At 57.4% G+C, this 20517-nt stretch carries 11 protein-coding genes; 3 read left to right on the forward strand and 8 right to left on the reverse strand.

The window, feature by feature from the left end; all coding sequences use genetic code 11:
* Positions 1–522: 522 nt before the first annotated feature.
* The gene (locus tag P0119_05175; protein MDF0665454.1) at positions 523–9771 is read left to right on the forward strand and encodes an amino acid adenylation domain-containing protein; all 9249 of its coding nucleotides are present in this window, start codon (positions 523–525) and stop codon (positions 9769–9771) included.
* A 37-nt stretch (positions 9772–9808) separates the two neighbouring features.
* Entirely contained in the window at positions 9809–10594 is a 786-nt protein-coding gene (locus P0119_05180) for a 4'-phosphopantetheinyl transferase superfamily protein (GenBank protein MDF0665455.1), read from the forward strand.
* A 49-nt stretch (positions 10595–10643) separates the two neighbouring features.
* Here P0119_05180 and P0119_05185 read toward each other — a convergent pair whose 3' ends face one another.
* The 8 genes from P0119_05185 to P0119_05220 all read right to left on the reverse strand — a co-directional run bounded on the left by P0119_05185 (position 10644) and on the right by P0119_05220 (position 19121).
* A complete protein-coding gene (locus tag P0119_05185) occupies positions 10644–11282 on the reverse strand; it encodes an ABC-type transport auxiliary lipoprotein family protein (GenBank protein MDF0665456.1) in 639 nt (212 codons plus the stop codon).
* A gap of 25 nt (positions 11283–11307) precedes the next feature.
* Positions 11308–12270, reverse strand: a complete 963-nt coding sequence (locus tag P0119_05190; protein ID MDF0665457.1) for an MlaD family protein — start codon at positions 12268–12270, stop codon at positions 11308–11310.
* 75 nt (positions 12271–12345) lie between these two features.
* Positions 12346–13155 carry an ATP-binding cassette domain-containing protein gene (locus P0119_05195; protein MDF0665458.1) on the reverse strand — a complete coding sequence of 270 codons (810 nt, stop codon included), beginning with the start codon at positions 13153–13155 and terminating at the stop codon, positions 12346–12348.
* A gap of 85 nt (positions 13156–13240) precedes the next feature.
* A complete protein-coding gene (locus P0119_05200; GenBank protein ID MDF0665459.1) occupies positions 13241–14350 on the reverse strand; it encodes an ABC transporter permease in 1110 nt (369 codons plus the stop codon).
* Between the two features lie 97 nt (positions 14351–14447).
* Positions 14448–16250, reverse strand: coding sequence for an ATP-dependent zinc metalloprotease FtsH (gene ftsH / locus P0119_05205; protein MDF0665460.1), 1803 nt, complete (start codon positions 16248–16250; stop codon positions 14448–14450).
* A gap of 83 nt (positions 16251–16333) precedes the next feature.
* A complete protein-coding gene (locus P0119_05210) occupies positions 16334–17251 on the reverse strand; it encodes a DUF1207 domain-containing protein (protein ID MDF0665461.1) in 918 nt (305 codons plus the stop codon).
* Positions 17252–17590: 339 nt separating this feature from the next.
* Positions 17591–18007, reverse strand: coding sequence for a nucleoside diphosphate kinase regulator (rnk, locus tag P0119_05215; GenBank protein ID MDF0665462.1), 417 nt, complete (start codon positions 18005–18007; stop codon positions 17591–17593).
* A 160-nt stretch (positions 18008–18167) separates the two neighbouring features.
* The gene (locus tag P0119_05220) at positions 18168–19121 is read right to left on the reverse strand and encodes a universal stress protein (GenBank protein ID MDF0665463.1); all 954 of its coding nucleotides are present in this window, start codon (positions 19119–19121) and stop codon (positions 18168–18170) included.
* 326 nt (positions 19122–19447) lie between these two features.
* On the opposite strand from P0119_05220, the gene P0119_05225 reads away from it, so the two are divergent.
* Positions 19448–20440, forward strand: coding sequence for a hypothetical protein (locus tag P0119_05225; GenBank protein MDF0665464.1), 993 nt, complete (start codon positions 19448–19450; stop codon positions 20438–20440).
* Positions 20441–20517: the final 77 nt, after the last annotated feature.

Raw genomic sequence — 20517 nt, forward strand, 5'->3', positions numbered from 1 at the left:
TCGAATCGATTTTGGACAACAGACGAAATGAGATCGATCGGCGTACCATTAGCCGTCAATGCGTATGACAATGTGCGTCTTTATTCGTCAATCACTTATGTTGTTTTGTTGATATCGCGCGGAGAACCAGGAGTCGATCGGCAAAAACCTCCGCAGAGCCGCTTCGCCCAATGATGCGGAATGCTACAGAGTTTAACCTTGAATCACTTGAACTAATGTTTAGTGGGTAGTATCCTGGCTCATTTCCACCGCTCATTTCCACCGCTCATTTCCACCGCTCATTTCCACCGCTCATTTCCACCGCTCATTTCCACCGACCGCAAGTCGACGGCAGATCTTACATAAGGAAAGATGTGCCCTTCGAGTGAGGATGAAACGTTCGGGAAGAAACTCATTTGCGGTTAGAAACAGGGAAATTCTTTGAATTTGCTATCAAGCACACTACCCTAGTCATCGGTGAAGGGATAACCGGTAACAGTTATTAGAGTTTTGTCAGAGTCGAAGTCTGGGTGTCGCGCGTACATGTTTAAGCTTCCTCCCCGGGCCATCCATAGCCTCCCTGATCTCTTCGAACTTCGATGCCGGCAGGAGCCGGATAGGCTTGCCTATGCCCTCATTCGTGACAACCTCGAAATCGAGAGTCAGCTGACCTATGGTCAGCTTGAACGCAGGGTGCGCTCGCTTGCCGGCCATCTCGCGCGGGCGGTTTCACCGGGAACCAAAGCTCTGCTGCTCTACCCACAGGGACTCGAGGCCGTGTGCGCCTTCTGGGCATGTGTCTGTGCCGGTGTCGTGCCGGTTCCCGCCCCGGCTCCCGATCCCGTCAGACAGAAACACAGCCTGCCGAGACTTCGCTCTATTATTGAGGATGCCCAGGCGTCGCTTGTGCTCACGACCTCCGGCATCCAGACTCTGTCTTCTGAGCTCTCAATCGCGAAGGGAGTGGGTCAGATTCAATGGGTGACGACTGATCAACCCAACGATGAGGTCGACTCGATTGAGTTGCCCTGCCCTCCCAGCACCGCTCTTGCCTATCTGCAATATACCTCAGGATCGACGGCCGCTCCTCGTGGGGTCATGATCCGTCATGGGAACGTGCTTGCCCATTGCAAAGCCTTGAGTCTGGCCGGAGAAGTGTCGGACAACAGCCGGTCACTCTGCTGGTTGCCGTACTTCCATGACTATGGGTTACTGCATGGAATCATCGCGCCGTTCTATGCCGGTATTCCCGCCTATCTGATGTCGCCCATCACGTTTCTGCGGCGGCCGCTACGCTGGCTTGAAGCGGTGGCCCGATTTGCCATTACCCACAGCGGGGGACCGAACTTTTCCTATGAAGCTTGCCTCAGGACTGTACGGCAGCAAGAAGGGTGGCAGGGTGACTTGAGCAAGTGGATGGTCGCCAGTTGCGGCGCCGAACCAATTCATCCGGATACGGTTGAGCAGTTTATCGCCATTTTTGGTTCGCGTGGCTTCCGAAGCAAGGCATTTGCCCCGGGGTATGGGCTTGCGGAGGCCACGCTGTTGGTAACGATGAAGCGGGCCGGAGCCGAACCGAGCTTCTTGCATGTAGACGCCGACTCCTTGGCCGACTCGATCGTTAAAGAGTCCCCCGCATCGCAACAGCGAACTCGGACATTGGTCGGATGTGGGGAGCCCCTCGAAGAGACTCATATACGGATTGTGAATCCTACGACTCACCGCGAGTGCCCGCCAGACCTTGTGGGAGAAGTGTGGCTGGCTGGAGCCGGGGTCGGTTCTGGATACTGGGACAAACCGGAAGAAACCGACACCACATTTAATGCCACGATCGCTGGGTCAGGAGAGGGTCCCTATTTACGAACCGGCGATCTGGGATTCCTCCACTGCGGAGAGCTGTTCCTGACTGGACGTCTCAAAGATCTGATCATCGTACGTGGGCGAAATTATTATCCTCAGGATCTGGAGTGGTCGGCCCAACAGGCGCATCCCGGCTTGCGACATGGAGGTGGAGCAGCCTTCTCCGTTGAGGGCGAGACCGGAGAGCTGGTGGTGCTGGTCCATGAGATCGAGAAACAGCTGCCTGAATCCAACCTGAGGGAAGTGGTGAGCTGCATCCGTCGCGCGCTGGCCGACGAATATGAACTCGAAATCCACAGGGTGGTGCTGGTCAAGTCCGGCACGATCCCCAGAACCTCCAGCGGAAAAATTCAGCGGGGCGCCTGCAGAGCCGCCTTTGAGTCAGGCCGACTTGCCGTAGTCATGGCGAGCACGCTCGACCTGGCTCCGGAGTCGGAAACCGATGGAGCGCCGAACGAGACTCCGCAAACTCCCGTCGAGAAACGACTGGCCGATATTTGGCAAGAGGTGCTCGGAGGACAGCATCCGCACCGCCATGCGAACTTCTTTGCACTCGGAGGCAATTCGCTCCTCGCAGCACAGGTTGTTGCACGCATCCTCGATATCTTCCACGTCGAGCTCCCGCTCAGTGTGCTGTTCGAATGCCCGACATTGTCCGCGCTCGCCGCTCGGATCGGTCAACCGAGCACGAGTCTGAATGCCTCAGATCGTGCCGGGGAGGGAGATGGGTACAGCAATGTCGACGGTGGAACAGGGAGTTCACCCGTTCCGCTTCCTTCGGCATCCCCAAGAGAAGGCAGGATTCCCCTTAGTCCTTCGCAACAGCGACTGTGGTTCCTGGAACAAGTTCGCCCTGGGAGCGCGATCAACCATATTTCCATGGAGGTGCGCCTACGCGGGGCGGTCAACCCAGAGGTGTTGGAGCGGTCCGTGCAGGAAATCGCCCGTCGTCACGAGATTCTTCGAACTCGTTTCGGATCGGAGCGAGGCGAGGGATTCGCAGAAGTTTCCTCTGAGGCAATCGTCACGATCAGACGGCAAGATTTCCAAACATTGGACCCTCTAGAGCAAGAAATGCAGGTACGGCAATTCCTACGAGCGGAGAGGAGCCGGCCGTTCGACTTACGACAGGGGCCGCTATTCAGAGTGACCCTGCTGGCCCTTGAACCGACTGTGAATGTCCTCGCTCTGACGGTCCACCGTCTGGTCGCCGATGGGTGGTCTCTCCGTATCTTCTGGAAAGAATTGGCCCTTCTCTGGGAAGCCGGTGGCGATGTTCAAGGGGCTCGCCTTCCCACATTGACCGTTCAGTATGCGGACTATGCCGATTGGCAGAGAGCCAGGCTTGATCACGGCCTTCGTGAGGTCCATCGAGCCTACTGGGTTCGGCAGTTGAGCGGCGCTCGTTCTCCCGCTGAACTACCGGCCGATCGTCAGAGGCCGCGAGTGCGCACGTTCGAGGGAGGTCTGCGATCGCGATCGCTTTCTCCGAAACTTTCGGCCGACCTCGACCTCTTCTGTCAGCAACAGAACGTCACAACGTTCATGGTGCTGTATGCCGTCTTTGCGACTTGGCTGCGTCGTTACACACAAGAGTCGGATATCGTCATCGGATCGATCGTGGCCGGCAGGCGTCGGAGAGAGATCGAAGACATGATGGGCTATTGCGTCAATACCGTAGCGTTGCGGTCCGAGCTCTCGAATGGGATGACAGGACAAGAATTGCTGAAGCAGGTCCGCCGGGTGGTGGTGGACGCCTATGACCATCAGGACCTACCATTTGAAGAGGTCATCGAGGCGCTGTCGTTACACCGAGAGCGTCAGCTGTCTCCGCTGTTTAACGTCATGATCGTGTGTGAAGATGACCCCTTGTCCACGTTCACCGTCAGGGATCTTGAGGTCGCTCATCTCCCCTGGGAGCCGACTGCGTCGGAGTTCGATCTTGTGTTGATGGTGGTCAACAAGGCTGACGGCCTGGACTTGGCGTTGCTCCATGATTCCACGATTTTCGATGACTCGACGATCGACCGCATGTTGGGGCAGCTTGAGATCCTTCTTGAGGAATTTCTCGCGAAACCTGAGGCTCCGCTTGACCAACATTCATTGCTGACCACCGAGGAGAAACGGCACATTCAACTGACGTGGAACGAACCACGTCACTCGGCCTCGGGTATCCATGCGCTCATCGAGGCGCAAGTTGATCGGACTCCTCATGCACCGGCTGTCACGTGCGGAGACCAGTCTATCAGCTACCAAGAACTGAACCGACGAGCGAATCGAGTCGCTCGCGCGCTCCAGAAATTAGGGGTCGTTCCAGATCTCCCGGTGGGTCTCTGTGTCGAGCGCTCGGTGGACGCCCTCGTGGGCCTCCTGGGCATTCTCAAAGCCGGGGGCGGGTATGTTCCCCTGGATCCCTCCTTCCCCAGTCATCGTCTCCAGCTCATGTTGGAGGACGCCCAAGTTTCCATCGTCGTCACACAGGCACACCTCCGTACCCACCTACAGAGTTATCGAGGCCAAATCTGTGATCTAGAAACCCTGTGTACATCCACTCTGGGCGGAGCGGAAGAGGAGAACTTAGCACTTCCTGTTTCCCCTGATCAGCTCGCCTATATCATCTACACTTCTGGCTCGACAGGGCACCCCAAGGGCGTGGCCGTGCCACACCGCGGTCTGGTGACCTCTCTTCAGGCCAGACTTCAGTACTATCAGGAACCGGTTTCCAGGTTTTTACTGACCTTCTCGCTGGCCTTTGATGGGTCCGTGACGGGCATATTTTGGACCTTGCTGCAGGGAGGGGAACTGGTCATTCCATCAGAGACCGCCCATCGAGACCCAACAGAGCTGGCAACGCTCATCGAGCACCATCGCATCTCGCACATCGTGTGGGTCCCTTCTTTGTACCGTGTCGTGCTGGGTGAGGTGTTGAGTACTCAGCTGGAATCGCTGCTTGTCGTCATTACTGCCGGAGAAAACCTGCCTCTTGAACTTGTGCAACGGCATTACCAGCTCCTGCCTCATGCCGTGCTGTACAACGAGTATGGACCAACGGAGACCACGGTCTGGTGCAGTGTGTATCAAACGACTCGTGAGGAAACGGGGGCCCGCGTACCGATCGGCAAACCCATCGACCATATGCAGCTCTATGTGCTGGATGGACGCCTGCAACCGATGCCGATCGACGTACCGGGAGAACTCTATATCTCGGGAGAGTGTCTGGCCCGCGGCTATGTCAACCAGCCGCAGTTGACCCAAGAGCGGTTTCTTGCGAATCCCTTCGTGGCCGGCACCAGGCTCTATCGGACCGGTGACCTAGCGCGGTACCGCGCCGACGGCAATGTGGAGTTTCTGGGAAGAGTGGATCAACAAGTCAAGCTGCGTGGATATCGGATCGAACTGGGCGAAATCGAATATGTGTTGAGTAACTTCCCGGGCGTGCATCAAGCGGCGGCGCTCCTTCGGGAGGATAAACCGGAACAGCACCGGTTGGTAGGCTATGTCGCCGGCGAGCCATCACTGAGAGAGACGCTCGACCAGGTTCGCAGTCATCTTGCAGCTCGGTTACCGCACTACATGGTGCCATCCGTCATTCTGTGGCTGGAGACGATGCCGCTCAGTGCTACCGGGAAAGTGAATCGACATGCGCTTCCCACTCCGGAACTCACAGCCGGTCGGGCGGCAGCCAGGATAGCTCCAAGAAATCAGGTCGAAGAATCATTGGCTGAGCTGTGGAAATCAGTGCTTCAAGTCCCCGAGGCAGGCATCCACGACCATTTCTTCGAGCAGGGAGGCCACTCTCTGGTGGCGACCCAGCTCGTCTCCCGGATACACGAGCTTTTTGAGGTCGACGTCTCCCTACAGGCGCTTTTTGAGCGCCCGACCATCGCGGCATTGGCCGAAGAAGTCATACGGTTGCGCCAGAGGGAAAAGGCTTCCGTGATGCCGCCGATCGTTTCGGTGCCCAGGGACCAGCCGCTCCCGCTTTCCTATTCTCAACAACGCATGTGGCTCATGCATCAGCTGGCTCCTCAGAGCACGGCGTATAACATGCCGTTCGCGTCTCGGCAAATGGGACGCCTCAACAAAGCAGCCCTTCGGAGTACGATCGATGCCATCTGTAGCCGACATGAGGCATTTAGAACGACGTTCATGATGAGGGGTGATGGACCGGTCCAAGTGATCCACCCCTTTCGCTCTCCCCATTGGACAGAGGTGGATCTTCAGGACGTGCCCCTCGAACATCGACGACAGCAGGCGGCTCGGCTTGTCGAGCAGGAAGCGAACCAACCGTTCGATCTTGAGAAGGGCCCACTGGCACGGTTCCTCTTGATTGAGATCGAGCCCGAGGACTATGTGTTGGTCCTCACGATGCATCATATCATCGGAGATCAGTGGTCGTTCGGGATCATCGGGTATGAGTTTGCATTCTTCTACAATGCGTTTTCGCAAGGAGAAATGCCTGCGCCAAAGGCGATCCCGCTTCAATATGCCGACTATGCGGTGTGGCAGCGGCGTTGCCTGACCGACGACCGCCTCAGCACACAATCGGATTATTGGCAGAAGAAGCTGGCCGGACTGCCGAAGCTTTCCTTGCCGACCGATTACACACGACATCTGGTGCAGACATTTAACGGCTCACATCGCATGCTGGAGTTGCCTACCTCGTTGATCGAGCGACTGAAGCAATTCAGCGCTGAGCACAATGTGACGGTGTTCATGACCCTGTTGGCCTGTTTCCAGATTCTCCTGAGTCGCTATTCCGGCCAATTCGATGTGGCCGTAGGCTCTCCTATCGCCAACCGGACTCAATCCGCGGTCGAGTCGATCATCGGCTCGTTTGTCAATACGCTCGTCCTGCGTACCGATCTCTCCGGCGATCCGACGTTCATCGAGTTGATGGCGCGGGTGCGGGAAACGGCGCTGGAGGCCTATGCCAATCAGGACTTCCCCTTCGATAAATTGGTCGAGACGATGCACTCCGCTCGCGACCATAGCTCTGCCCCGCTCGTGCAGGTGCTCTTCAATGTACCGAATGCTCCTATCGGAGAAATCAACGTCCAAGGATTGAGCTGGGTGCCGTTCGAGGTGGAGACACAAGCGGCGCAATTCGACTTGAGCTTGACGATCGAGACGGAGTTTTCCCGGAAAGCTTACTTGACGTTCAATACCGATCTCTTTGAGCCCCAGACCGCTGAACGGATGTTGGGTCAGTATAAGGTCTTGCTGCTGACCGCCTTGGCGAATCCGGACAGTAAGTTATCCGAGCTTCCGACCGTAACGGCAATCGAACGCCGACAGATGTTGCAGGATTGGAACCGCACGCAAAGAGATTACCCACAGTCTGAATGTTTCCCCCAACTGTTTGAGGCACAGGTCGAGAGGACGCCTGACACCGTGGCGTTGTCGATGGGACGAGAGGTGCTGCGGTACGGTGAGCTCAATGCCCGAGCTAATCAGTTGGCGCGATATCTCCAAACGCTGGGCGCCAAGCCTGGCGTGACGGTGGGTATTGGTCTAGAGCGATCCTTCGAGATGGTGATAGCGTTGATGGCCGTGATGAAAAGCGGTGCGGCCTACGTGCCCCTTGACCCTGACTATCCACGTGATCGTCTTCGGTATATGTCGGAGAACGCCTCGCTCGCCATTGTGCTCACATCTGAAGCGCTGGCGGATCGGTTTGATGCTCAAGTCTGCCGCAGGGTGTGCCTCGATCGAGAATCGGGTAGGATCGCACGGGAGTCGGACCATAATGTTCCTCCGTCCGCCACGCCTCATGATTTGGCGTACATCCTGTACACGTCTGGGTCGACGGGCCAGCCCAAGGGAGTGGAAATTCCACACCAAGCACTGGTGAACTTCTTGTGTTCGATACGACAGGAGCCGGGATGTTTACCCGAGGACGTCATGCTCTCCGTCACGACGCTCTCTTTCGATATCGCCGGATTGGAGTTGTATGTGCCGTTACTGGTTGGAGCCCGTGTCGAGATCGCCGATCGCGCCGTTGCCATGGACGGACGACAACTGCGGGTTCTTTGTGAAGCTGTTCAGCCGACGATCATGCAAGCGACTCCTGCCACATGGCGAATGCTCGTTGAGGCTGGATGGCAAGGCAGTAACAGATTGACGGTACTCTGCGGTGGAGAGCCCCTTCCACCCGATCTTGCGACGCTCTTGTTGGATCGGAGCGTCGCCCTCTGGAATATGTATGGCCCGACCGAAACCACGATTTGGTCTACGATCGAGAGAATCGAGCGGAGCGATGGGGAAATCACTATCGGAAGACCGATTGCCAATACGGAAGTGTATATCCTGGATCAATTCCTCCAACCGGTTCCCATCGGAGTCTCCGGGGAGCTCTATATCGGAGGCCATGGGTTAGCCCGAGGCTATTGCGGGAGGCCGGATTTAACGCAGGAGCGGTTCATTCCTCATCCATTTTCTCAAGAGCCGGCGAGATTGTATCGAACGGGAGACTCGGCACGGTATCGCCCGGATGGACGCATCGTGCACCTCGGCCGATTGGATCACCAAGTCAAGATCAGAGGGTTCCGAATCGAATTGGGCGAGATCGAGACAGCGTTGAACCGCCATCACGCCGTCCGTCAGACCGTCGTCATAGCAAGGGACGATGACCACGGTGTGAAGCAATTAGTGGCGTATCTGGTCTGCCAGGAAGGCTCTATTCCAAGCCAGCCGGAACTTCGCGCGTTTCTGCGGGCCGAGATTCCTGAGTATATGGTCCCGTCGCTCTTCGTCTTTTTGAAGGCCATGCCCTTGACCGCGAATAACAAGGTCGACAGGAAAGCATTGCCGGCTCCGGACTCCACTCGCGCGAGTAGCCCCGTTCACGTCGCGCCTCGCGATCGGATGGAGATACAGATGGCGGCCTTGTGGCAACAAGTGTTCGAGGTCGACAAGGTCGGCATTCACGACAACTTTTTCGATCTCGGAGGCCATTCACTCAAAGCGGCTCAACTGTTCCATCTCATTGAACAGGTATTCGCCCGGCATCTTCCGCTTTCCACGCTGTTTCAAGCGCCGACTATCGCCGGTCTCACGTCGCTTCTTGTGGAGGAGCACCGGACACCCCCATGGCAATCGCTCGTCACCCTGCAACTCGGAAGATCGGCCGCCCCGGTGTTTCTGGTGTCGGCAGCAGCAGGAGGAGTGTTGTGGTATGCGCAGCTGGCGAGGCTTTTGGGTCAGGCACATCCGGTGTATGGTCTACAAGCCAGAGGGTATGATGGGACAGCGGAACCGTACGACTCCATGTATGAGATCGCGAGGCATTACATCGCTGAATTGCGTTCGCGCCACCCCCATGGTCCATACGTGATCGTCGGCATCTGTACGGGCGGGCTGGTCGCCTATGAGATGGCGCAGCAATTGGCCGAGCAGAACCAAGAAGTCACCTTGGTTATCGCGAACAGTTGGCATCCGACTTCGTATACCTCCTATAAGTACAGTTATGATCTCCCAGCTGCGCTCGCGTTCCCGCTGGAAATCCTTTCCGTCACGCTGAGCGCCTGCGGCGAGCTCCGTCGAATGCCTATCACCCAGTGGGGTCAAGTCCTGAAGTACCACGGCAGTTTGCTTTTGTCACGGTTACGACAACCGGCCCCGAAGGAACCGGTGGAGCTTCGGTACAACCATATGCGACTCGCGATATTCCGCGCGGCCGCCCGTTATACGATACGTCCCTATCGCGGACACATACTGAACATTGTGGCAGCGAAACGGATCATGGAGCATGATACCAGGCGTGTCTGGAGCGAACTGGCGGCCGAAGGGTGCCGGACTGTTGAGATTGCGACTCGGCGCACGACGGACCTGCTTATTTCACCGCACGTCGAAGAGATATCCTCCCACATTCGTCGCTATATCGCCGAGCGTTCTCTCGATGCCCCTCGGCCGCATAATAGGGCTGCGTGATCTTCGTCGCCCAGCTTCGTCCACCCGCGAAGCGACTATGGGCATTAATGGCAACAGCGTGGTGATTTCCTTCCTACCCATTGAGCGCCTCACCGATACAAGGCAACTGGATCATATCCGTCTTGAAGAGAATGCCGTTCACCTGTGGGGGATCGAGCTCACCGGGTCGCGACACTGTCTGGAGCGATGCGGTGGCTGGTTGGATGAAGTCGAGCGGCACCGAGCGGCTCGCCTAATCCGGGAGGATATCCGGCAGCGGTACGTGTTGGCTCACGGAGGCCTCAGGGCAGTGCTGAGTCGGTACCTTGGAGTCGACGCCGATGTGATCGCGCTGAATCGCAACGCAACAGGCAAACCCTTCCTGACGAAGGAGTTACGAGACCGGTCGCCGATCACCTTCAATTTGTCTCATGCCCATGACCGTGCGCTCATTGCAATCTCAAAAGGGCAGGAGGTCGGAGTTGATCTTGAGTTCGTTCGTGCGGATATCGAGGTTGCGAATCTATCCAAGCGTTTTTTTACTCCCTCCGAACATACGGCGATCATGGAGGCGAGCGAGGAGCGGCGCGCCACGATCTTCTTCCGCTACTGGGTCGCCAAAGAGGCGCTGCTCAAGGCACAAGGTGTCGGCCTCGGAGGACTACCCGACTGCGAGATTGTCCTTGAGGGAAATGGAACCGACACAGAGGTTCAGGCCCGATTGGGCGCTCAGTTTTTAAATATGTTGAGGGTTCAGCTGGTTCCCTGTGAAACGGGATGGGAAGCAGCGGTGGCTGCTCAGCAGCTAGATGAGGTTAAACATTGCAGCCTCGACAGCCTGTAATCGCGCGCTGTTGAGTTCAAGTTTTCCGCCGAATCCCACACCGGCTCCATCAGCGTCTGCACTCAGGCGAGTGCTGCACGCATTGCCTGAGCCAAGAGCCGATTTGATCGAGCAACCCGGCAATCGCTCGGTTGGCAGCCTGCACGCCCCCATAGGGATTCTCGCTCGTGGCGTTCTCCACGACCTCGAAAGTCCGCGTGCTCAAGATCGTCGACCCTTGCAGGTCGATGAGCTGCGTTCTGACCATCACCCTCACGCGACTGGGATGTTGGAGAAACTCCTGCTGCAACAGAAATCCGTGGGTATCAAGACGATACTCTCCGCGGATCGAGCTCGGCAACGGAATCACAGCACGCCACACATCATTCTGCTGATTGAGCGCCTGGACCATTAACGGGGCGAACATACGCGCCGGCGTGTCGGCCCATTGATTCACCGCGTAGTACTCCAGTTCGTAAGGACGCTTGACATACACCATGCGTTGCGTCTCAAATCCTGGCTCAGCTTGAGGCGGACTCACGAGGAGCACAGGTCCGTCAAGCTTGCCAGGCCGGACCTCGCTGGGCCATCCATCAAGGCTCAATTGATAGGTATGGATATTCGAAGCATCCGTGCGAGGCGACAGGCAACCAGCCGCCGTCAACGCCACCAGCCCACACACGACATGTGCCAGACGATATTTCATCATCTCATGACCGTTCGCGATTTCGGTGCTATTCCCCCGGTCCACGTGACGGGGACTTTCGTCCAAACACCAGCGAGCTCGGCTCTCGCTCCAACTCCCGCGCCACACGGCTCAATGTACCAGTAAGCTGCCGCAGCTCCGTCACTAACAAGCCGGCCTCGGGCAGAGTCCGTCGGGTGAACTGTTGCAGTTCGGGTCGGGCTTCATTGACGACGGCTCCAACCGTCTTGCTCGTGCGAGCCAGTTCGTCCGTCGCCGCGCCCAGCGCCACAACGCTCTTGTTGATGCCGGCGAGCAAGGTCGGAACCTCCGCATTCAACGACGCCGTCAGCTTCACCAGATTGTCGGCGCTCCTGGCAGCACCATTCAAGCTCTGCTCAATCTGAGTTTTGTGGGCCGCAATGGTCTTGGCTACATCGGAGAGATCCTTGATCGTTTGTTTCAGCGTGGCGCGATTGTCGTCATCCAAGACCTTCGCCGCCCCTTTTGCCGCTGCATCAAGATCACGCAACAGTTGAGACAAGCGTTCTTCCGAAAGCAAACGGGAGACGGCTTCATCCAAGCGGAAGAAGAGAGAGGGGCCGGTCTTGATGACCGGATACGCCTGTCCCTCCTGGGCCTGCAGCGGGGGAGCGTCTCGGCTTCCTCCGGTCAAATTGATGGTGGCTAGACCGGTAAGCCCCTGCGTCTCGAGTACGGCAATCGTATCGGTCTTGATCGGCGTCCCATGCATAATGTCCATGGTCAGCAGAACTTCCTCTGGGTTATTAGGATTCAAGTCAATGGTCTTGATTCGCCCCACGTCGACACCACGATACTTGACGGTGGAATTGACGCTCAATCCTGCGACCGACTCCTTCATATAGGCCTCATAGCGATCGTAGGAACCACGGTAGTCCGTCTTCCCTAGCCACAAGATTCCAACCAGGACAGCCGCGCCCAGAAACGCCACGAACGAGCCGACCAGAATATAGTTGACCTTGGGTTCCATCGTTTGTGCCTTCAGCCGGGCGAATTTCGCCGCTCGTCTCTCATCAGATGAACGATTCTTCCATCAAGGTATGCTTCACGCGCGGCCCCCCTCGTGGTTCCAGGCCGCCTGTTCGCGCGCCGCCCTTCCGCGTGGACCTTGGAAGTATTCACGGATGACGGGGTCGTCCGATCGAGACAATTCCTGCATCGTGCCGATGCCTAACACCGTTCCACGACCGAGCACCGCCACGCGATTGGCGATCCGCCACAAGGAATCCAGGTCGTGTGTCACCATCACCACCGTCAGCCCTAAGAGACTCTTCAGAGAGAGGACGAGATCATCGAATCCTGCGGCGATGATCGGATCGAGACCGGCTGTCGGCTCGTCGAGAAACAACAACTCCGGATCCATGACGATCGCTCGGGCGAGCGCGGCCCTTCTCCGCATCCCTCCGCTGAGTTCGTTGGGATATTTCGCGGCACTGTCCGGCGGCAATCCCACCATCGCGATTTTGGCAGCGACGATGTCGCGGATCAATCCGGCACTCAGCGGCGTATGCTCGCGCAAGGGCACGGCAACATTCTCCGCCAGGGTGAACGAACTGAACAGCGCGCCATGCTGGAACATCACACCGAACCGGCGGTGGATGGGATGGATATCGCACGCTTCCAATTGCCGGCTGTCCACTCCAAACAGCCGGATCGTTCCCGCCGACGGTGTGATCAGGCCGATGATTTCCCGCAACAACGTGGTCTTGCCGCACCCGTTGCCGCCCGCAATTGCGAAGATTTCGCCCCGACGAATAGACAAACTCACGTCCTCATGCACGACAGCCTGTCCAAACTTCGTCGAGACATGCTGCACGTCGATCACCGGTATTTCGATGCTCGTGGCAGATGGCATCAGGGACTACCTTTCAACCGACCGGACCAAAGACTGAGGTGAAGGGTTTCGCTTCAGCCTGAACGTCAACCTTCCTACTGCACCTCTACAAGTCCCACCAATTGAGCAGGATGCTGCAGATCGCGTCGAATACGATCACCAAAAAAATCCCCTGCACGACACTGATGGTGGTGTGTCGGCCCACATCGTCCACGCCGCCTCGAATTTGGAATCCTTGATAACAGCCCACCAAGGCGATGATCGCCGCAAAGAACGGCGCCTTCCCCAAGCCGATGAGAAAATGCCGCACCGGAACGGCTTCCTCGAAGCGAGAGACAAACTCTACGAAGCTCACGTTGAGCTCCCCTAAAGCAATCAACATGCCGCCGAACACGCCCACCACATCGGCGTACACTGTCAACAGAGGCAGAGCGATGACCAAGGCCAGCGCGCGAGGCAACACGAGCAGATTCATGGGCGAGATGCCCAAGGTCCGCACCGCATCCAATTCTTCCGTCACCTTCATGGTGCCTATCTCAGCCGCATAGGCGGAACCCGAACGACCGGCGATGAGGATCGCCACGATCAACGGGGCAATTTCACGCAACAGCGAGATGCCGACCAGATCCACGATAAAAATGTTCGTGCCGAACTTACGGAGCTGTTCCGCGCCCTGATAGGCGATCACGACACCGACCAGAAACGTCAGCAGGCCGGTGATCGGCAAGGCGCGCACGCCGTCCAGTTCGACGATCCGCAAGAGCGTCCGCCATCGAATGGAACGTGGCCGCACCAGTGCTCGGCCGAACGCGATGGTGCTTTCTCCGACGAATGCGAGTGCGCGAATCGTGGCCGTGCGTCGAGACCGCAGCACGTCCGCCATACGATCGATCCACCCAGACCGACGGACGGCGGTTCCACGCTCGAGTTGGGTCCATTGCGACTCCACCATCTCAAGCAGTTCGGCGAATTCAGGTTTCAACCCTTGCAGAGCGGTCTGCTGCCCCTTGCGTCGTACGCCGTCGATGCAGCGCTGCAGGATGAGCGCGCCGCCCGTATCCATCGCGGTCACTTCGCCGACATCGTACTGGACGGTGGAAGTTTCAGGCCATCGGAGCGCTCGGCCTCCCCGTTCCAATTGAGACAAGTGTGGGAGCGTCCAAGACCCTCGGCAGTGGATCACATTATCTTTGACGGAGATGGTTGCCTCTTCCACCTGGTTCACTCCATCAGCCGCCTTGACTCTTCACGTCATCGAACATTCTCTCGATCACCATCCTCTCCGACGACTGCGGGAAATCATCATGCTCGATTCAGGCTGCCTCCAGGATGGTTTTGAGCTCGGCTCCGGTAATCACTTCGCGTTCCAACAAGAGCTGCGCGCCTTGTTGGAGCGTCGTTTTCCTTTCCTCCAGCAATCGCCTCACCCGCCCGTACTGCTCGTCGATGATCCGTCTCACTTCGCAATCTATTTCACGGGCGGTCGCTTCGGAATAATCGCCCTTTTCAGAAGCGACCGGAAGCTGAAGGAATTGAGGCTGTCGCTCTCGTTCCAACGTGATGGTGCCGAGCTTCTCGCTCATGCCGTAGGCCTTCACCATGCTTTTTGCGATGTCCGTGGCCTTGACGAGGTCGTTTTGCGCTCCCGTGGAGGCTTCTCCGAAAATCGTTTCTTCGGCAATCCTTCCACCGAGCAGCACGGCAACTTTATTCTCCAATTCCGATTTCGTCATCAGAAACCGGTCTTCCGTCGGAAGCTGCAACGTGTAGCCGAGCGCCGCCACGCCGCGAGGAATGATGGAGATCTTTTGTACCTGATCGGAACCTGGTATGGAAAGAGCGACGAGTGCATGGCCCGTCTCATGGTAGGCCACTCGCTCCTTTTCCATCTTATTCAAGACACGATTCTTCTTTTCCAAGCCGGCGATGACTCGCTCGACCGCCTCGTGTAATTCAGAAAGCCCGACCTGATCCTTTCCCCGGCGCACCGCCAGCAACGCCGCCTCATTGATGATGTTGGCCAAATCGGCTCCGGAGAACCCGGGGGTCATCGCTGCGATGTTTTCGAGATCGGCATCGGGACCAAGCGTCACCTGTTTGGCATGTACACGAAGAATGGCGAGGCGACCGACCTTGTCAGGACGGTCTACTACCACATGACGATCGAACCGGCCTGCCCGAAGCAACGCAGGGTCAAGAATCTCGGGGCGATTGGTCGCCGCCATGAGAATGACCCCGATGCGAGGATCGAAGCCATCCATCTCGACCAGCAACTGGTTGAGCGTTTGCTCCCGTTCCTCATGCCCCATGGGGCCAGCGCCACGCGCTTTTCCGAGCGCATCCAGCTCATCGATGAAAATAATGCAGGGAGCTTTGCCCTTTGCTTGTTCGAATAGATCACGAACCCGTGCCGCGCCGACCCCGACGAACATTTCGACGAATTCCGAGCCGCTGATGCTGAAGAACGTCACGCCGGCTTCACCGGCTACGGCGCGGGCCAGCAAGGTCTTCCCGGTGCCGGGCGGGCCGACCAGCAGGATTCCTCTGGGAATCTTCCCCCCCAGCTTGGTGAACTTTTCCGGTGTCTTCAGGAACTCAATGACTTCCCGCAGTTCCTCCTTGGCCTCATCCACCCCGGCAACATCCGCAAACGTCACCTTGATGTCCTTCTCCACATAGACCTTCGCCTTGGACTGACCGACCTGCATGAAACCACCCTGAGCCTGACCCAGTCGACGAAAGATGAAGAACCAGATACCGCCGAAGAGGGCGACCGGGATGACCCATGACAGGAGATCGCGCCAAAAGGTGGATTCAATGACACCGGTAAACGTCACTCCATGTCGGTTGAGCTCACGGACGAGGTCCGGATCCTCGACCCGCACGGTCGCAAAGGCTTGTTGCTCTTTGGATTCACCCTCGGGCTTCAATTTTCCGGTCAACACTTGGCTGGTCACGGAAACTTCCGCCACCTTCCCGGCATCCACCAATCGCTTGAATTCACTGTACGGAAGTTCTTCGATTTTATTCAAGGCGTGAATAAAATCGTGCACGATCACCACCGCCATGATGGCGAGCAGGACGTACCAGATGGAAAAGGAGACTTTCTTATTCATCGGCATTGCTCCCCCACAAAGATGAAGAGGGTTCGTCTCGACGCAGGTTGAACCTTGGCTGATTCCCCGGTCTACCCACGATTTCAAAACATAAAATAGACGCCGACTCCCAACGATTGGGTCTTCTGCGAATAGAAGAACTGCCCATAGGGATTATATCCATGATAGTAGTTGAAGAGAATCCGAAAACGCCGAAAGGAAACGAGCTGAGACATATCGAAGCCCATCAACAGATTCGTGTTGATATACCAATCCTGCGCCTCGACCGACTTAAAGTCCGCCGTCAGGACCGGCGTAAAGAGGATCGGATTCGTGAGCACGCCAAAGAGATAGGATTGGCCCCATGCGGTCGGTGCCCGCGCCTCGAACCCCCAGTGTATTGTACCGCGGTCGAGCGTGGACGGTTGGCGGTTGATCTTCACCGCTCCTCCCCCGTACAGGCGCATCCATTTCTGGAAATCATAGGACAGAATCAGGTCGACTTCTTCAAATTGAAGACCAATCGACTTAAAACCAGGGTTGGCTCCAAGGAATTCATCTCCGATGTGACTGCTCTGGTGATAAAACCGCAGCCTCGCCGACCAGTTTTCCTGACGCCAGGTCAGCGGGATGCCGGCATTGAAATCGACGTTCATGAGTTCGGCATTCGACGTGTCCAAGTCAAACTGTCCGAATATCCCGGTCAGGAAGCTGATCTGCCATCCGTTACATCCGTTGCGCCTGGTATACACCCCAAAGTTTCCCCCAATGGCGACCGTTCCGATGTTCGCGGTGGTCCCTTTGCTGAGTGATTGCGTGGATTGCCAGAGGGCAAAGGACTGTAGCTGCTGCGGGTCGGCCAAGAGGGGACGGAAGACGTCGTCCGCCGGAAGCACTTCGCTTTTCGCGTTGTCAACTGATTCCTCAGGACCTTGCTGAAACCGGCAATCCAGCAACTCCCTTGGCTTCCTGTCATCCGGCTTCTTGTCATCCGACTCGTCCGCCCAGGCTGGTCCTGTCAAAAAAAAACCCCGATGCCGAGCAATCCGATAACCCACCGATGGCAGGAAAGCACTGTGCGTCCCATCCTTCCTCTCTCACTCCGGCCCTCGTGCATGGCGCAAGCTGGACGCCGTTCCCTACGTCTCTTCGATAGCACATTTCTGTCGTGGAATTCACATGTTTTGTCGCGCATCGCAGCCGGTCGGTGGAGATTTTGCCGAAGAATATCCCCCTACGCCAAGGGCTCGGAGAACACCCACTGCGCATATCTCCTCGGCTTCGCAACCGTGACTTCTTGCATAGGTGGGTAAGGAGTTGATCGATGCGCGAGTGAGGCGCTAACGATTCGCGCAGGGCCGCTACAAATCATAACGGCCGGCTGCCTCGGGCTGGTAGAGGACTGCTTCGATCCGCACCTTGCGCGTCCCCGCCGGCACAAGCCAGTCCACCGTATCGCCGGCCCGGTAGCCGAGAATGGCGGTGCCGATCGGGGCAAGAATCGAGATGCGGTTCTTCTCAATATCGGCATCGGCGGGGAAGACAAGCGTATAATTTTTCTCCTCGCCCGATTCCATATCCTTGAGGCGAACTTGAGAATTCATCGTGACCACGTTATCAGGAATCGCGGTGGGCTCAACGATATGGGCCCTGTCCAGCTCATTCTGCAAACTTTCCAGATAGTCCCGGTCCCGCTCCTTGAAACTGATCCCGACCTCCAGCAGTTCCTTTAAGCGAGCCAGATCGAACTTGGTGATGTAAATGTCCCGAGATTCCATATCCATGCTCCTTCTGTTCATAAGTCCAGCTTCGTCGAAACCACCGGGCGAAAGCCCGAGGCAAAGTTCGACGTCCTCTCGGAAGATCAGAGGCGACCATGCACCGTCTCTTGCCGAAGTTGCCCCGCCATCGATGGCCCCCTCGTTGCGCATTCTTTTGTTATGGCTCTGCCACCGACAGCGGCATCATGCGGCTGTGGTTGGCGGTGAACTTCGGGCTTCGGACCGTGAGGACGGGACAGGGAGCCTGACGAAGCACAGATTCAGCCACGCTGCCGTACCGCAGACGCGTCAGCCCACGCCGTCCGTGAGTGCCCATGACGATCAAATCGGAGCGCTGCCCGCGAGCATAGGTCACAATCGACTCCGATGGAATCCCCCCGAGCACGACCGACCCTGCCTCCAGACCACGCCCCCTCACCACTTGCGCAAGGCCATCCAGTTGAGTCTCCCAATGCGTCCGCTTCTGGACCTCCTGCTCGATCCGGCCCAACCCCAATTCCAGGTCGAAGTAGATCGGTTCCAACACATGGACGATCGTGAGTCTGGCTCCAAAGCGATCGACCACCTGAATCGCATACTCCAGCGCATCAAGAGACGGACTCGAGAAGTCGACCGGCACCAGCACATGCCGGATGCATGGCGGAACATCCGCATCCTTTTCACCATGAATCGGGGCGACCCGGACCGTCAGCGTCGGACACGGAGCCTGCTTGATGACACGCTCTGCCGTGCTGCCCAGCATGATATGGTCCAATCCGGTCCTCCCATGGGTGCCGACGACGACAAGGTCGGCGCGCTGTTCGAGCGCAGTCTGCCCGATCTGTTCGCTGGGAATGCCTTCGCCCAGATGCCAATCCACGTCCAGCCCTTCCTGTTTCACACGAGCCGCCAGCTCGCCCAAGAGTCGCTCCGCCTCCTTCCGCCTCGTCTCCAGCAACGGATCGGCGAAGGGCGCGTCGAACTCCAGCCTCCGCAACTCCTCGACCACGTAGAGTAAGTCCACATGAGCAGAACAGGCCCGGGCGACACACATGCCGTAATCAACGGCGCGCCTCGCACAGGCGGAGAAATCCGTGGCGATGAGGATCCGATTAATCAACAAGTCGTTCATGCAGACTCCTTTGCTTGCGCGCCGTCCACTGTTCCTCGGCATCCGAGAAGCAGCGGAATGGTCGGTACCGGGCAACCGGTGGATCGCATTACATGCTCCACCGTGCCGTAAAAAAATATGTCATAGTTGAGTCGATTTTTTCCAACGCGGACACACATCGTCTACGAGGAGATACCGCGGCTTCTCCAACAAGCCAAACGCCGTGACATGAGCCGCCTGCCTGAGCTGGACATGCAGCTTCATCCACCAGACCGGCGCAGTGCGACGTCATGGTGACGGCCGACGGTTGCCATTGGCAGTATACAAACTTCCGGTCGAGCGGCGCCATGCCTCAATTCATATTCAAGCTCCTTCTCAGCTTGATCATCGCCTGTCTCTGCCTTCCGGAGGCAGTGTGGGGCGAACACTCAGAGAACCGCCAACCAGAGCCCGCCGGTCCCTGGTTCACCGGTACGCTGCTCTCGACCAGAGGTCTGACTCTCGATCGGGGGCACGCCGTTGTTCAACCCTACTTCTATTTCACACAATACGGTGGATTGTACAATGACAATTGGCGCCTTCAATCAGCGACGGTCTCGGACACGATCGTCCAGCAAACATACCTCATCTATGGCTTAACGAACCGGATCGACGTGGAGATTGCGCCGCAATGGCTCAAGAATTCCGCGGAAGGCGAGTCCATCTCCGGGTTCGGTGATCTGCCGATTCAACTCGGCTTTCAAGCGCTGAGAAGTGGTTCCGATTCCTGGGTTCCCAATGTCCGGATCTGGGTCCAGGAAATCTTTCCGACCGGACACTACAACCATCTCAGTCCCTCCATCAACGGTCTGGCCGGAACCGGAGGCGGCGCTTTCGCGACGACGCTGGGCATCGGAATGCAGAAAGCGATACCGCTCGGAGGGGATCATGTGTTCAGATACCGTGTGAATGCGACGTACGGTTTCTTCTCGTCCGTCACGGTACAGGGATTCAATGCCTACGGCGGAGGCTTCGGCACGGAGGGTCGTGTGGATCCTGGATCGGTGACGACTCTCATTGTCGCAGGAGAATATAGCCTCACGAAGCATGTGGATCTCGCGCTCGACATCGGGTTTCAGACGATCAATGCGACGGAGTTTTCCGGAACAACGGGGGTCGGAGTGAACGGTGAAGCGGCGGCGGTTGGAAGGGGATCCGGCAATTTGCTCACGATCGCTCCAGCCGTGGAATACAACTTCAATCAACACGTCGGCCTGATTGCCGGTCCATGGTTCAGCCTCAGGGGCAAGAACACCACGGAATTCTTCGGCGTTGTGGCGGCTCTCTTCCTGTACATGTAACCCCTTGCCTGCGCAATAGTCATGGCACCGACAGATTCCGTGGTTGAACGGATGTGATCAGGGGCTAGCGATCAGAA

This window comes from Nitrospira sp. (assembly GCA_029194665.1).
Classification (GTDB): domain Bacteria; phylum Nitrospirota; class Nitrospiria; order Nitrospirales; family Nitrospiraceae; genus Nitrospira_D.

What these genes read in the sequence shown, in the direction of transcription:
- ftsH (MDF0665460.1), bottom strand. Translation starts at nt 16,250, where the DNA reads ATGAATAAGAAAGTCTCCTTTTCCATCTGGTACGTCCTGCTCGCCATC.
- P0119_05225 (MDF0665464.1), top strand. Translation starts at nt 19,448, where the DNA reads ATGCCTCAATTCATATTCAAGCTCCTTCTCAGCTTGATCATCGCCTGT.
- P0119_05185 (MDF0665456.1), bottom strand. Translation starts at nt 11,282, where the DNA reads ATGATGAAATATCGTCTGGCACATGTCGTGTGTGGGCTGGTGGCGTTG.
- rnk (MDF0665462.1), bottom strand. Translation starts at nt 18,007, where the DNA reads ATGGAATCTCGGGACATTTACATCACCAAGTTCGATCTGGCTCGCTTA.
- P0119_05220 (MDF0665463.1), bottom strand. Translation starts at nt 19,121, where the DNA reads ATGAACGACTTGTTGATTAATCGGATCCTCATCGCCACGGATTTCTCC.
- P0119_05190 (MDF0665457.1), bottom strand. Translation starts at nt 12,270, where the DNA reads ATGGAACCCAAGGTCAACTATATTCTGGTCGGCTCGTTCGTGGCGTTT.
- P0119_05175 (MDF0665454.1), top strand. Translation starts at nt 523, where the DNA reads ATGTTTAAGCTTCCTCCCCGGGCCATCCATAGCCTCCCTGATCTCTTC.
- P0119_05180 (MDF0665455.1), top strand. Translation starts at nt 9,809, where the DNA reads ATGGGCATTAATGGCAACAGCGTGGTGATTTCCTTCCTACCCATTGAG.
- P0119_05195 (MDF0665458.1), bottom strand. Translation starts at nt 13,155, where the DNA reads ATGCCATCTGCCACGAGCATCGAAATACCGGTGATCGACGTGCAGCAT.